General features: G+C 65.4%; 11 protein-coding genes and 2 pseudogenes. 7 read left to right on the top strand and 6 right to left on the bottom strand.

The window, feature by feature from the left end:
* Nucleotides 1–81 precede the first annotated feature (81 nt).
* Nucleotides 82–618, top strand: a complete 537-nt coding sequence (locus tag OHB49_RS44705; RefSeq protein ID WP_329167359.1) for a DinB family protein — start codon at nt 82–84, stop codon at nt 616–618.
* A 204-nt stretch (nt 619–822) separates the two neighbouring features.
* Here OHB49_RS44705 and OHB49_RS44710 read toward each other — a convergent pair.
* Nucleotides 823–1,331: pseudogene (locus OHB49_RS44710) on the bottom strand (transposase); the annotation flags it as partial.
* A 733-nt stretch (nt 1,332–2,064) separates the two neighbouring features.
* On the opposite strand from OHB49_RS44710, the gene OHB49_RS44715 reads away from it, so the two are divergent.
* Nucleotides 2,065–2,919: an IS5 family transposase gene (locus tag OHB49_RS44715; RefSeq protein ID WP_329167361.1), complete on the top strand. Its 855-nt coding sequence runs from the start codon at nt 2,065–2,067 to the stop codon at nt 2,917–2,919.
* Between the two features lie 186 nt (nt 2,920–3,105).
* Nucleotides 3,106–4,215, top strand: coding sequence for an IS110 family transposase (locus OHB49_RS44720; protein WP_443079734.1), 1,110 nt, complete (start codon nt 3,106–3,108; stop codon nt 4,213–4,215).
* An 86-nt stretch (nt 4,216–4,301) separates the two neighbouring features.
* On the opposite strand, the gene OHB49_RS44725 is transcribed toward OHB49_RS44720, so the two are convergent.
* The 3 genes from OHB49_RS44725 to OHB49_RS44735 form a co-directional block, all read right to left on the bottom strand.
* Nucleotides 4,302–4,823 (bottom strand): hypothetical protein, encoded by a 522-nt coding sequence (locus OHB49_RS44725; RefSeq protein WP_319741530.1) that lies wholly within the window; start codon nt 4,821–4,823, stop codon nt 4,302–4,304.
* A 156-nt stretch (nt 4,824–4,979) separates the two neighbouring features.
* A complete protein-coding gene (locus OHB49_RS44730; RefSeq protein ID WP_329167362.1) occupies nt 4,980–5,348 on the bottom strand; it encodes a hypothetical protein in 369 nt (122 codons plus the stop codon).
* Entirely contained in the window at nt 5,345–5,614 is a 270-nt protein-coding gene (locus OHB49_RS44735) for a hypothetical protein (protein ID WP_329167363.1), read from the bottom strand. Before OHB49_RS44735 ends, OHB49_RS44730 begins: the two co-directional genes overlap by 4 nt.
* A 1,437-nt stretch (nt 5,615–7,051) precedes the next feature.
* Between OHB49_RS44735 and OHB49_RS44740 the strand changes: the two genes are divergently transcribed.
* The 3 genes from OHB49_RS44740 to OHB49_RS44750 are packed head-to-tail and all read left to right on the top strand — an operon-like array spanning nt 7,052 to nt 9,496.
* Entirely contained in the window at nt 7,052–7,882 is an 831-nt protein-coding gene (locus OHB49_RS44740; RefSeq protein ID WP_329167365.1) for an ABC transporter substrate-binding protein, read from the top strand.
* Between the two features lie 50 nt (nt 7,883–7,932).
* On the top strand, nt 7,933–8,721 hold the full coding sequence (locus tag OHB49_RS44745) for an amino acid ABC transporter permease (protein ID WP_329167476.1): 789 nt from the start codon (nt 7,933–7,935) through the stop codon (nt 8,719–8,721).
* Between the two features lie 7 nt (nt 8,722–8,728).
* Nucleotides 8,729–9,496: an amino acid ABC transporter ATP-binding protein gene (locus tag OHB49_RS44750; RefSeq protein WP_329167366.1), complete on the top strand. Its 768-nt coding sequence runs from the start codon at nt 8,729–8,731 to the stop codon at nt 9,494–9,496.
* A gap of 398 nt (nt 9,497–9,894) precedes the next feature.
* On the opposite strand, the gene OHB49_RS44755 is transcribed toward OHB49_RS44750, so the two are convergent.
* Both OHB49_RS44755 and OHB49_RS44760 read right to left on the bottom strand, forming a co-directional pair.
* The gene (locus OHB49_RS44755) at nt 9,895–10,986 is read right to left on the bottom strand and encodes a ParB/RepB/Spo0J family partition protein (protein ID WP_329167367.1); all 1,092 of its coding nucleotides are present in this window, start codon (nt 10,984–10,986) and stop codon (nt 9,895–9,897) included.
* The gene (locus tag OHB49_RS44760; protein WP_443079735.1) at nt 10,983–12,224 is read right to left on the bottom strand and encodes a ParA family protein; all 1,242 of its coding nucleotides are present in this window, start codon (nt 12,222–12,224) and stop codon (nt 10,983–10,985) included. Before OHB49_RS44760 ends, OHB49_RS44755 begins: the two co-directional genes overlap by 4 nt.
* Nucleotides 12,225–12,580: 356 nt before the next feature.
* On the opposite strand from OHB49_RS44760, the pseudogene OHB49_RS44765 reads away from it, so the two are divergent.
* Nucleotides 12,581–12,907: pseudogene (locus OHB49_RS44765) on the top strand (hypothetical protein).
* The last annotated feature ends 323 nt before the right edge of the window (nt 12,908–13,230 follow it).

The raw sequence follows: 13,230 nt of genomic DNA on the forward strand, positions 1-13,230 counted from the left end.
CAGTAGAGGCGCCGCCCAGTCCTCGGATCGTGGGCACGTACGGACTCGACCAAGCTTGATGACCGGTAAGGAGACTCCAGCGTGAGCGACATCGTGGTCCAGAAGATCGTCCGGCCGGAGCGCGCAGTATCGGGCCCGTGGCTGGAAGTGATCGCCTCGAATCTCGATTACCACCGAGCGACCTTCTTGTGGAAGTGCGAGGGCCTCTCGGATGCACAACTGCGGCTACGTCCTGTGCGGTCGTCGGCGTTGACCCTGCTGGGGCTCATGCGCCATCTGCAGGGGGTTGAGCGTGCCTGGTTCCAGCGGACGTTGGCCGGCACGACGCCTAGCTTCTTCCCCTATCGGACCTACGTCACCGCTGACGGTGGCGAGTGGTACGACGAGTCGGACGCTACGCCGGCCAGGGACGTCTACGAGGAGTACCTCAAGGCGTGCGAGGAGTCGCGGCAGGTATTCGCGAAGGTGACCGTCGACCTCGCGCGCATCGTGCCGAACCCGGAATTCGGTGACACCGATGTGCGGTTCGTCCTTGAGCACGTGATCGAGGAGTACGCCCGCCACGTCGGCCATGCGGATCTCCTCCGCGAGGCCATCGATGGCGTCACTGGCGAGTAGCCGACCGCTGCGCCCCACGAAGCATGCCTCAGCCCAGCATGCGACGAATCGCTACCGTACTGGCCAGCTACGGCTAAGCAAAATGGCCAACCAACCGTGAGTACAGGCTGGTCACCAGGGGTCCTGCGACCGCCCCTGGCTACATATCGCTGGCGGTCACACCGCCGTGGCGAGGGGCCGACCGCCCCAGCGGATGCCTTTCTCTCAGCGGATGCGGGCGCCTTCCTTGCGCTCGGCGGCCAGGACGTCGCGGTGGCGAGCGTTGGCGTTGCGCCACCGCAGGTAGGCGTGCAACGCCCGGGTCTGCACGGTGTGGTTGGGGTAGTTCGAGTTGGCGATGGTGAACTGCCTCAGCGGTCCGAAGTGGGCTTCGATGGGGTTGGCCCACGAGGCGTAGGTCGTCGTGAAGCACAACTCGACCTTGTTCTTCGTCGCCCGGCGCCGGATGTCGCGCCCTTGTGGGCGGACAGGTTGTCCAGGATCACGTAGATCGGGGCGCCGTCGGGCCGGGTGGCGCGAATCGATTTCAGCGCGGCCAGCGTGTTCCCGGCACCCTTCTTGCGCCGGTTGACACCCCACAGGTTGTCGTCGCCGACCGAATAGCAGCCGTGGAAGTACCGCACGCCGTGGGTGCGGTGGTAGGTCGCCGGCACCCGGTCGGGCCGGGTCCGTCCGGCCCAGCAGCTGCCGCCGGTGGGCCGGATTCCCAGTGGGCGCGGTGCCCCGGCGCACGATCTGCTGCAGCCGTTGGCCTTCCTGGTCGGTCAGTCTGCGCACGTCCGGCTCGGCCACCGCACCTCCAGCAGTCGGACCGGACGTTCGCCATATCCAACCGCCACGAGCGCCAACCCGGCGAACCTATGCGGTCACACCACTAGCAAACTAGCTTGCTGATCAGGGCCCCTCGGAGCGAGTCGCGCTCCACAGAGGGGGGTGCGAGAAAGAGTCGGCCGCTTGGTCACGGCAGCTGGTGATCCACTCGCGGCACTCAAAGCGGCCGAGGACTGCACTGGTGCCGCCCGTCACTGTTCGGTCGACGGCCCGATTGCGCACGACGAGTACAAGGATTTCGTCCTAACCGGGCGCCCGCCACGCAGCTCTCCCAACCGGCGCCCCCCAACCGACGCCCATAGAGCAGCCCGAGCAGTGACAGCTGATGACGCATCTGCTCGAGAAGTCCTCTCCGCGCCAACGGAGGTGAGCCAGGCATGCAGAATGCGATCAAGAATGCCTTCGGGTCCTCTCTGTGCCTTGGAGTGACTCGAAGTCTCTAAACGGATTCCACTCCCCCGCCCCATCGCCAGTGCTGCGTCCCGAAGCGCCCGGGTGGGCTCGACGGTGGCGTACCCGACTGGAAGCCGGTTGCAACACCGAGCGGGGTTCGCAACCCGGCCGGTCTAGGCCGTGTGTCGAAAGTGGATCTTGAGCGATGAATGATCACGGTTCATGGGGCGGGGAGATCTCACGGACGAGCAGTGGGCGGCGCTGGAGCCGTTGTTGCCGAAGGGGACAAAGTCGGGACGGCCGCCCGTCTGGCCTCGGCGGCAGCTGATCGACGGCATACGGTTCCGGGTCCGGACCGGTGTGCCGTGGCGGGACGTACCCGTCGAGTACGGACCGTGGGGACGGATCTACGACCTGTTTCGCCGATGGCAGCGGAACGGCACCTGGCACCGGATCCTCACCCGGCTCCAGTCTCTGGCCGACGCGAAGGGTGCGATCACGTGGGACCTGAGCGTCGACTCCACGGTCTGCCGCGCCCACCAGCATGCTGCCGGGGCTCGCAGGCAGGGCGAGCTACAGAAGGAACCGCCGGGTGGCGTGTTCACCGAGCCCGGTGATCACGGGCTGGGACGCTCGCGCGGCGGGTTCACCACCAAGCTGCACCTTGCCGTCGAGCAGGGCCAAAAGCCCATGTCGATCGTGGTCACGGCAGGACAACGCGGGGACTCGCCGCAGTTCGAACCCGTGCTGGCAAAGGTCCGTGTGCCCCGGATCGGGCCGGGCCGGCCGCGCGTCCGTCCCAATCGCGTGCGGGCTGACAAGGCGTACGCCTCCCGCAAGAACCGCGCCTACCTGCGCCGCCGCAGGATCCGCTGCACCATCCCTGACAAGGCCGACCAGGCGCGCAACCGCCAGAAGCTTGGATCCCGTGGCGGTCGACCGCCGCACTTCGACCCGGCCGACTACCGGCAGCGTCACGCGGTCGAGTGCGGGATCAACCGCCTCAAGAGATACCGCGCCGTTGCCACGCGATATGACTGTGAGGATGTTCAGGTGCCGCTCCGGGCGGTGGTCTGACTCGCGATACGACTGGCGTTGGTGCCTTGAGTTTGATCTGTCGGCCACTGCTCGGGGCGGTATTCGCTGCCGCCGGGCAGGGGATGTGTCCCGATAGGGGCCTTCGCAACAGGCACCGTCACAGTCTTGACCGCCCCGGCCCGGCGACGGCCACCGGTTCCCGAGGCGATCAGGAGACAGGCGACCTTGACCAGCATCACGCAGTCCACCGCCCCATGTCACATTCCAGCGGACGCCGAGGACGTCCTGCTCGGCGTGGACACTCACAAGGATGTCCACGCCGCAGCCGTCATCACCGTGCTCGGCGCCGCCCTGGACGGTCGCAGCTTCCCCGCGACCGCCGATGGCTATCGGCAACTCCTCGACTGGGCAAGGTCGTTCGGCGTGCTGCGGCGGGCCGGGGTCGAGTGCACCGGCTCATACGGAGCCGCCCTGACCCGTCACCTGCGCGCCGAGGGCATCGAGGTGACCGAGGTCAACCAGCCTGACAAGGCCGCCCGACGCCGGCACGGCAAAACCGACGCCATCGACGCCGAGGCCGCCGCCCGCGCAGTGCTGACTGGACGAGCCACCGCCGCGGCGAAGACCGGCGATGGTCCAGTCGAGATGCTCCGGCTGTTCAAGCTGGCGAAGGGGTCCGCCATCAAGTCCAGGACTCAGGCTATCAACCAGCTCAAGAGCGTCCTGGTCTCAGCTGACTCCGCCCTCCGCGAGTCACTGGCCGGGCTGAGCAACCCGCAGCTGTTCAAGCTGTGCGCCAACCTCGACACCCAGCCCACGAGCGGGCCGGCCGGGGCCGCTCGTCACACCTTGAGGCTGCTGGCCCGCCGCATCCGGCACCTGACCGAGGAGATCGACGATCTCCAAAAGTGGATAGCCGAGGCCGTCGAGGCCAGCACGCCCGGCCTGCTGGAAGTTCGTGGCGTCGGGCCGGACAGCGCCGCCGCCCTTCTCGTCTCGGCTGGCGACAACCCTGAGCGGCTCGTCAGCGAGGCATCCTTCGCAGCTCTATGCGGCACCAGCCCGGTCGAGGCTTCCTCTGGGAAGACACAGCGCCGCAGACTGAACCGAGGCGGCGATCGCCAGGCGAACGCCGCCCTCTACCGGATCGTCCTGAGCCGTTTGCGCTGGGACGACCGCACCCGCGATTACCTGCAACGACGTCTGGCCGAGGGGAAGACGCGCCGCGAGATCATCCGCTGCCTCAAACGCTACGTCGCACGAGAGATCTACCGACTTCTCGTCCCATCGAAGCCTCCGGCTGACCAGGCAGGACCTGTCAGAGCCGCTGCTTGACATCCATAGGGGCATCAAGCTCGCGGTCCGCTACGAGGCGACCGTCCTTGTCGCTGCCATCAACGAGTGGCTGTGACCCTCGGCCGTCACGCGGTGGGATCCACGTTCCACGCCGTAGGCAGATCGCTGCCGCAGAAGACGCAGACGAAGTCGTCCTCGCGCACGATGTTGTGTTCCTGGCAGTCGGGGCACCGCCGGAACACCACCTCGTGGGTGAAGCCGGAGGGCCGCACGAGCTCCACGTCGTCCAGAGCACGGGCGACTTCCGACCAGGAGGCGATGTCCGGGCAGTATCCGGTGGACTGGTTGGTGACCTCACTCACGACCCACTGATCTGCCTCACGGGTGAAGCTGATCTCGCCGGCACTCAGAACCATGTCTCCGCCGGCACAGGCCACGTGCTCGCTTCGTCGCGGCGCCAGTCGAAGCACACCGTCCATACCGACCACGAAGGTGAACGGTTCGGCCAGCTCCGCCGCCGATCGCTCAGCGATCCAGCTGTCGAAGTCAGCCGCCGAGCTGATCCTGCACCCGCCGCCACCAGGACGGACCGCAGTCTTCAGCTCGACCGGTCCGACATATCTGTAACTCCGCCCCCGCGCACTCACGTCAGCCAACCTAGAGCACTTCCGACACAGGCCCTAGTGATCAGCTGGTCAAGGACACCGGATACCTCCGAGGATGCCCGTTGAAAGTGGATACGTCGCGGCCGTGCCCAGCAGTGGATCGGTTTGAGTGAGACAGGGTGCGACCTGGTGTCTCAGTCAATCTGGCATCTGCGGGCCCTGGGCGGCCTCGCGCTCGGCAGCGAAGTCGTCGAGGAGTTCGAACAGGACCTTGATCGCACGCTGCTCGTCATCGGGCGGAAGGTTCCAGATGTCGTCCCAGCCGCTTGGGAGGGCGATGTGGAGAACCTGGCCGGGCCAGGCGTGGTTGCAGTCGTGTCCACGGCTGGCGACGAGCCACTCGTGCCAGCCGGCGAGCCCCTGTCCTTCGTGCCGGAGGGCGTGCTGGTCGTAACCGGTCAGGAACGCGGTCAGCATGTGGAAGGAGGTTTTCCCGACGAACATGCCTGGGCGCTGGCCGACGCTGGCGAAGTATTCGCGTTCGGTCACCTCTGAGAGAGGTTTCATGCGTCCGCATCCTCATCGTCACTGGCGCTGTCGTCCGGGGCTGGACGAAGCCTGCGGCGGGCCGCTTCCAGACGTTCGGCGTAGTCCGCTGCAAAGATCCCCGGCAGCGACTTGTCAAGCGTTCCGGCTATGCGATGCAGGGGTGCCCAGACTGCGGAATCGTCGATGTGACGGCTGAGGCCCGTCATCTGCACCTGCTCCAGCCAGTCCGACAAGACCAGCGCCTCATCTGGGGTGAGTTTGATGATGATCTCCGGATTCTCCACCTCTTGAACATAGTCCGTGGACCATGCGTCGTCAGAGGCACCTGGCACAGGCCGACTGTGGACATTGGTCTCTTCTGGGAGCTCATCGACCCGACACGGGCGCACGCCTCCGCCGGGACCGCGAACTTCAGGGCATCCTCCGATCCGATGCGATCGTCCGGACCCACGTCCAGCATCACGACCACGCCATCCCGGCGTACGGAATTGTTCGGCGTGTGACAGATCCGGCCGCCCTGCCAGCCGTCCCGCCACGACAGAGGCAGCGGCTGCGAAGCCAGCGCGGCAACCTCCAGATCGGAGTCGAGCCGCATCAGATGTCCCAACTCGACCCACGATTCGTAACCGATATCCGCGGCCAGTCGCTGCCGAGTACCAGCCAGGGAAGTTGCGCTATCCCAAGTGCGGCGGAAAACCACGCACCTGCTCGGCCATCTCGAAGCGGCAGGCCACATTATCTTGAGCGGCCCTCGGCGCAGCTCTCCCCGGACATCAACGTACTCCTGACAGAAGTCCTCCGCGTCCGTCAGCCACCTGCACTCGGTGCTGACCCCGTACAGCGACGGTAGGGAGCCAAGCGCGGTGGCGGGTCAGAAAGAGCGAGACAGAGCGGCAGATGGCCAACCTTGGCTGATGGGAACACCTGGATGATTCACATGGACCGAGACTGGTCCACCTTCAGCGAGACAGGTCAGGAACCGGAAAAAGCTCACTTCATGGTAGAAAAGCGACTCACAGAACGGCACCTTAAACGGCCTATCTCAGCGCAGCCGGTATGACGCTATACCGAAGGTACTCCCAGGCCGCCAGGCGGGCGCACAGCCGATTTAGCCCCACCAGGCAAGGCGCTGAATGCGACATATGGGTGAAACGATTCCCCTTGCGCGACTGAGTGCCTCCGTTGGCCCGCTTTGGCCAACTGAAGCGCTCAGTGAGTTCCGAGACAGATGTCGCTGGAGCCACGGGCTGATCCGGGGTGCCGGAGCTGACGGCTCGGGTCGGTGGAAAGTGATGGCGGTTGACTCCCGCAACGCCTTCCGGCTGTGTCCCGCCTGCATGGGACACACCGCGAAGGAGGAGCGGCCCACACTCAACAAGTTCCGCTGCATCATCTGCGATCACACCGCACACGCCGACACAGTCGGAGCGCTCAGCGCCCTACGGGCCGGGCTGGTCCGTAGCAACGCGCCATCGGTAAGGCGAGAGACCCCGCCCCTTCAAGGCAGGGAGGAGTCCCGCGGGTCCAAGAATTCGCCGATGGCCGTGACCACAGGAACGTGCACGCGAATCAGTTCGGCAACTGCTCCTAGAAGCGGGACGAAGTCTCGAAACATCTGGGCAGGATGGACTTTGAGCTAGTGCTCCGACATTCTGTGCGGACCTTGATCGCGGTTCGGCGTCGATCCGCGAGTCCGTCCTTCGTACGCAAGGGGAACTCTTATGAGCTCGTCCCGCCTGCCCTCCCGCCGGATCGCCGTGATCTGCGCGGCCGCCGCGCTTGCACTTCCGCTGAGTGCCTGTAGTAGCAGCGGTGATGGCGCGACCGTCAAAGGTGCGAAGCTGATCAAGTCCGGCCAGATAACCACCTGTACGCACTTGCCGTACGCACCCTTCCAGTCCGAGAAGGACGGAAAGGTGGTCGGTTTCGATGTCTCGATGATCGATCTGGTCGCCGAGGACCTGGGTGTGAAGCAGGAAGTCGTGGACAAGTCGTTCGAGACGATCAAGACCGGTGCCGACCTCAATGCCAGTGTCTGTGACGTGGCGGCCGCCGGCATGACGATCACCGACGAGCGCAAGCAGAATCTGGACTTCTCCGTCCCGTATTTCAACGCCACCCAGGCCCTGTTGGCCCGCAAGGGCGTCAAGGCGGCGTCCGTCGAGGACATCACCAAGCAGAAGCTCAAGCTCGGTTCCCAGTCCTCCACCACCGGCGAGGACTTCGCCCATTCGCACGGCGCCGACCCGCAGTCCTTCGAGAGCTCCGATGCCGAGCTCAATGGACTGCGCACCGGCCAGGTCGATGTCATCGTGCAGGACTATCCGGTCGTGCAGAACTGGCTCAAGGACCCTGCAAACTTGGCCAAGTTCGAGATCGTGGGCAATCTCGACACCGGCGAGCAGTACGGCTTCGCGGTCCGCAAGGGTGGCAACCCCAAGCTCCTTGCGGCGATCAACCAGGCCATCAAGGACGCGAAGTCCGACGGCACGTACAAGAAGCTGTACGAGCAGTGGATCGGGCCCATGCCGAAGGGTGCCGACGCCCAGTGACCACCCTGATCACCGGCAAGGACCGGGAGGGGGCGGCTGCGCGGCCCCGGATGTCGCCGCGACGCCGTCGCCGTATCTCCCGTGGCGTGCAGTATGCCGTCTTCGTGGTCGCCGTGGTGGTCGTTGGCGCGCTGGCCGACTGGCAGCAGCTCCAGGAGCAGTTTCTGGACCTGTCGGTCGCCCAGCGGCTCTTCCCCGAGCTCATCACGGTCGCGCTGCTGAACACCGTGGTGTACACGCTGACCGGCTTCGGCGTCGGACTCGTACTGGGCCTCGTGGTGGCCCTGATGCGGCTGTCGTCCGTTGCGCCGTACCGCTGGCTCGCGATGGCGTACATCGAGTTCTTCCGCGGCCTGCCCGCCCTGCTGATCTTCATCTTCGTCGGGGTGGGTGTCCCGCTCGCCTTCCCGGGGCTTGTCTTCCCCGGGGAGACCTACGGACAGGTCGCCTGCGCCCTCGGTCTGGTCTCCGCCGCGTACATGGCGGAGACCATCCGGGCGGGCATCCAGGCCGTACCGCGCGGCCAGCTGGAGGCGGCGCGCACGCTGGGCATGTCGCACGCCACTGCGATGCGGTCGATCGTGATCCCTCAGGCCTTCCGGATCATCGTGCCGCCGCTCACCAACGAAATGGTCCTGCTCTTCAAGGATTCCTCGCTGGTGCTCTTCCTGGGCGTCACACTGCAGCAGCGTGAACTCACGAAGTTCGGGCGCGACTTGGCCAGTACGACGGCCAACACCACCCCCATTTTCGTCGCGGGCCTGTGCTACCTCCTGGTCACTGTCCCGCTCGGCTATCTCGTACGGCGCCTCGAGGCCCGTCACGCACAGGCCAGGTGATCACGAGATGGCGGACATGACTGCGGCGATCGAGATCCAGGGGCTGCACAAGTCGTTCGGCGACGTCGAAGTGCTGCGCGGTATCGACTTCACGGTCGCGCCCGGCGAGGTCGTATGCGTCGTCGGCCCCTCAGGGTCGGGGAAGTCGACCCTGCTTCGCTGCGTGAATCTGCTGGAGGATCCGACCAGCGGCACGGTCACCGTCGGCGGTGTCGACATGACCGATCCGGACATCGATCTGGACGCGATGCGCCGGCGGATCGGCATGGTCTTCCAGCAGTTCAACCTCTTTCCTCATCTGAACGTCCTGGACAACCTGACGATCGCTCAGCGTCGGGTTCTTGGGCGCGGCAGGGAGGAAGCCGGCCGCATCGCCCGGGAGAACCTCGCCAAAGTCGGACTGGCCGACCGTGAGGACAGCTTCCCCGCCCAGCTCTCCGGCGGCCAGCAGCAGCGTGTGGCCATCGCGCGGGCCCTGTCGATGGGGCCCGGGCTGATGCTCTTCGACGAGCCGACCAGCGCGCTCGACCCCGAGCTGGTGGGCGACGTACTGGGGGTCATGCGCACGCTGGCCGACGAAGGCATGACGATGCTGGTCGTCACCCACGAGATGGGCTTCGCCCGCGACGTCGCCGACCGTGTGGTCTTCATGGACGACGGCCGAGTGGTGGAGGAGGGCGCCCCGGAGGATGTACTGGCCCGGCCGGAGCACCCCCGGACCAAGGCCTTCCTCGCCCGGGTACTGCACCCGGACGCCGTGCAGCCCGAGGCCTGACACAAGCGTCCAGCGTCCTCGTGGCCGCGTCAGCGTTCTTCGGTGGGCTGGAAGTGTTGCCCCCTCCCCTCCCTGAAGGGGAGGGGAGGGGAGGGGATTCCTCACCTTGAAGGGCTGATCGGGGATTTCTAGCTCACGCTGCCGGCCGGGGCAGCGCCCTGTCTGGTCTTACGCGATCAGCGTTCGCCGGGGTGGGATCCTCGGAGACATCCGGTGACAGCGCAGCATGCGCGGACAGAGGGGTGAGCGGAACTGGCTAGAGGCCGACAGTCGGACTGGGGTGCACTCCCTCGTGACCGTGCCTGGGGAGCCGGGCGAGATACCCTGGCACGCGATCGCACAAGATAATGGCCCCGCCCCCGCCAATAGGCTGAGTCGCGGGGCCGTGGCACCGATTCCTACTTCCCTCCGGCTGCTGAGGCTTGCTCAGCTCGCATCCTCTTTGTCTCCTCGATTTTGTAGTCCACCAGCAGCTCGGTGAGCTTCCGCCTTGTCGGCACATCGAGTTCAGCAATGATCAGCTCCGACAGAGCTTCAGGATCACGGGACGGCAACTGGCCCACCGCGCCAGCTTCCTCTCGCGGCTTCGGCAGATCGCTCCCGGCGGTCTCGTCAGACGCGGACCCATTTATTACGGCGTAATAATCGGGAGACGGCTCGGGGCTCGCTGATAGCCCGGACGGCTCTTCCTTCGGTTTCTTCTCAGCGGGCGCAGTGAGGGTCTGCTTCTTGCGACTGCTTGCGGCACGCTGCTCCGCCCGGGCCTTCTTGTCTGCGGCTTCCTGCGCCTCCTTCTCCTTGAGCAGTCGCAGGTGTTCCTCTTGCTCCTCGGCGTTCTTCTTCCCGACTCGCCGCAGCAGGGCTGCTGATTCCTCACCAGACTGAAGCCTCTGCTTCAGTTCGGGTGTCAGGGTGAGTAGCGCGAGCCTCTGGGAGACCCATCCCTGGGAGCGGTGGAGTCGGGCTGCGAGCGCCTCTTGTGTGCCGTGGACTTTGAGGAGTTGGTCGAGGGCCTTTGCTTCGTCGAGGTGGTCGAGATCCTGACGGTGGATGTTGGCGACGAGGGCCGATTCCAGTATTTCGTCGGGGTTGCTGCCGAGGTCGTCGTCGAGCATCACCTTGATCTCGGTGAGGCCAGCTTCCCGTGATGCGGCAAGGCGGGAGTTGCCGTCGATAACGACGTACTTGGTGTCCGGCTCCAGATCGTGCTCTCGCCCGGGGTTGCCTTCGAGGTAGGCGAACCGGCCCATGATGCTGATCGCGGTCTTCTGGCCGTGGTCCCGAAGACTGGCGCTGAGGTCTGTCAGGTCACCGAGTTCGGACCGCGGGTTGTCCGGGTTGAGACTGATCAGGTCAACGGACAGCTTGACGGGAGGCGGTGCTCCTTCAGTCGGAGCGCTGGTGTTGGCGTTGATCGCGGCGCGGCGTGCGCTGATGGTCTGCGTCTGTCCGAACGACGCACCAGCGCCGAGCCTGGATGCCTTGCTCATGAGATCTCCCGGGCCAGGGCCCGCATTCCGACGGACTGGTCACAGCGGGGCGAGTACGCCAGCAGGGGTTGCTTCACGCGTACAGCCTCCTTCTGCTCCTTCAGGTCTCCGATGACTCCGACTACCCGGGGATCCTTTATGTCCATCCACGATTCGAGGGATGAGGTGGCGATGTATCCGCGTCGGGCATCGTAGTGGTTCACGACGATGCCGAGGTAGTCGAGTTCAAGGTGCATGTCGTTGCGCAGGTCCTCGATCTGCGAGGTGAGGAGTCCGTACGCGTCGGCGGAACTGTCCTCGGCCTGGACAACGACCAGTACACCGGAGTTGCCGGGTGCCTCACCTGGGCGGCGGCGCCCGTAGTACGCGGCGGCGTCCATGCTCAGGCCGAGGCTTGGCGGGCAGTCGATGAGGATCGCGTCGTACTCGTCCTCGACGGCGGACAGTGCCCTTTCCAGTGCGGCCTCTCGGGCGCGGACACCGGAGAGCTTGACGTCCAGAAGGAACGCGTCGGTGCATGCGGGCAGGAGGTGCAAACGGTCACCGAACCGGGCGTCCTCTATCGGCACGATGAGGTCACGCAGTTGGCCCTTGGACTCGCCCGCCATGTGCTTGGTGAGGCTGTCGCCCTCGAGCGCCAGAGGCTCCTGCCCAAGCTGCTTGGTGAGGTGGCACTGGGGGTCGAAGTCGACCAGGAGAACCCTCATGCCGATGCCCGGGAGGTCCTCGTAGTCCAGGGGAGAGTCACCGTCGTCCTCAGACAGGGCGGCCGCGAAGTGCTTGGAGATCCGCACGGGGTGAAGCTGGTTGGCATCTTCAGCCAGGGCCTCACCTGTGCCAGCGGTGATAGCGGTCTTACCGACCCCGCCCTTCTGGTTGCAGACGACAACCCGCTTGGGGTGCTCGGGTCGCACCACGGTGGGAGCTGGGTTGGTCTCGAGCCACATCTGAACCGACTGCGCGAGGCCTTGGATGATGGAGACTCCGCGGGAGGCGCAGTCGCCACGGAAACTGTCCCACTGGCCTGCGGGAAGGAAGGTGGCAAAGGACTTGGCGCCTGACGTGTCGATGGGTGCGAGGTTGGACCCGAGCCCGCGCCAGGCCTCGATGCCGGCCTCGACGGCGTGCTGAATGTCGATGCCATGCTGGGCGGCCCGGATCTTCAGGTCCAGCTGTAGTGCGACAGGGATCTTCGAGACGACCTTCTCGCGGTCGCCGCCTGGGGATGACAAACTCATGGTAGATACCTTACTAACGCACACGATCAGATGCAGCATCAACACGCTAGCTTCGCCAAGTATTACGCCGTAATAACTGTCTTACGGAAGGTCAGCCAGTCTCGGTCGATCTGAACCGTCCGATCGCATGTCGCAGTCAACCTTGGCATCCCTGATCTTCGCAGGGGATCCCGGCCTTCAGGCCGGGCGGGAATGCGATCCCGAGCACGGAGGCGCGGAGCACCGGAGTTCTCTGCGTTGTCAGTGGAGCCAGCTAGGTTGACCGCACTGACCGAATGGGGGGTGGGCTGGATGATTCGTGCGTACAAGTTCCTGATGCGGCCCACCGCCCGGCAGGCGTTCGACGTGGTGAACCAGTGACGCGCTGGCTTCGCTGCTTCTGGGACGAGGAAGCCGTCTGCCTCTACTTCGAGTTGGACACCGATGGGTACGTGATCCGGCAAGTCGAGTTGCAGGAGCCCGGAACCAAGGCTTTGGCCGCTGCCTCGCTGGCCGAGTGGCAAGAAGCCCAAAGAGACGGTCGGTTGGCTGAGTACGAGAGTGTCTACGGTCTGACCGCGGAACCGCCCATCTCTGAGTGGGAGGGGCACGACCCGCGGTGATTGACAGCCAATGAGTTCGAGATCGTTTGGTCGACCGCTCGTCGGCAGCTTCAGGATCGCCAGCGGCGACATTGTTGGTGAGCGCGCCGAGGACACGGTGAGGCACCTCTGGTTCGAGGTCATGTTCCCCGACGATCACTGGGGCACCACACCTGACGAACTCCTTCGCTGAGGCAGGACAGTATTACGCCGTAATACCGACCCGTTCCGTGTGTGCCTCTCGTCGCGTCGAGGCGGGCGACCCATCCCCTGCGAAGTCTGCGCACTCCTGGTCTTCCCCAGGCATGCACGAAGGGCGCCGGTCACGCCTGGGCAAGTGGTGCAGTGCTCCGGCCTACTCGGGGTGCGAGGGTGCAACACACCACTCCCCCGGCACCTACCGATATGTCGCTACAGGCTGCTGT

The sequence above is a fragment of the Streptomyces sp. NBC_01717 genome (genome assembly GCF_036248255.1).
Classification (GTDB): domain Bacteria; phylum Actinomycetota; class Actinomycetes; order Streptomycetales; family Streptomycetaceae; genus Streptomyces.

Coding starts and splice junctions, on each gene's coding strand:
- OHB49_RS44715 (WP_329167361.1), top strand. CDS start 2,065: ATGGGGCGGGGAGATCTCACGGACGAGCAGTGGGCGGCGCTGGAGCCG.
- OHB49_RS44730 (WP_329167362.1), bottom strand. CDS start 5,348: ATGAAACCTCTCTCAGAGGTGACCGAACGCGAATACTTCGCCAGCGTC.
- OHB49_RS44740 (WP_329167365.1), top strand. CDS start 7,052: ATGAGCTCGTCCCGCCTGCCCTCCCGCCGGATCGCCGTGATCTGCGCG.
- OHB49_RS44745 (WP_329167476.1), top strand. CDS start 7,933: ATGTCGCCGCGACGCCGTCGCCGTATCTCCCGTGGCGTGCAGTATGCC.
- OHB49_RS44750 (WP_329167366.1), top strand. CDS start 8,729: ATGGCGGACATGACTGCGGCGATCGAGATCCAGGGGCTGCACAAGTCG.
- OHB49_RS44755 (WP_329167367.1), bottom strand. CDS start 10,986: ATGAGCAAGGCATCCAGGCTCGGCGCTGGTGCGTCGTTCGGACAGACG.
- OHB49_RS44760 (WP_443079735.1), bottom strand. CDS start 12,224: ATGAGTTTGTCATCCCCAGGCGGCGACCGCGAGAAGGTCGTCTCGAAG.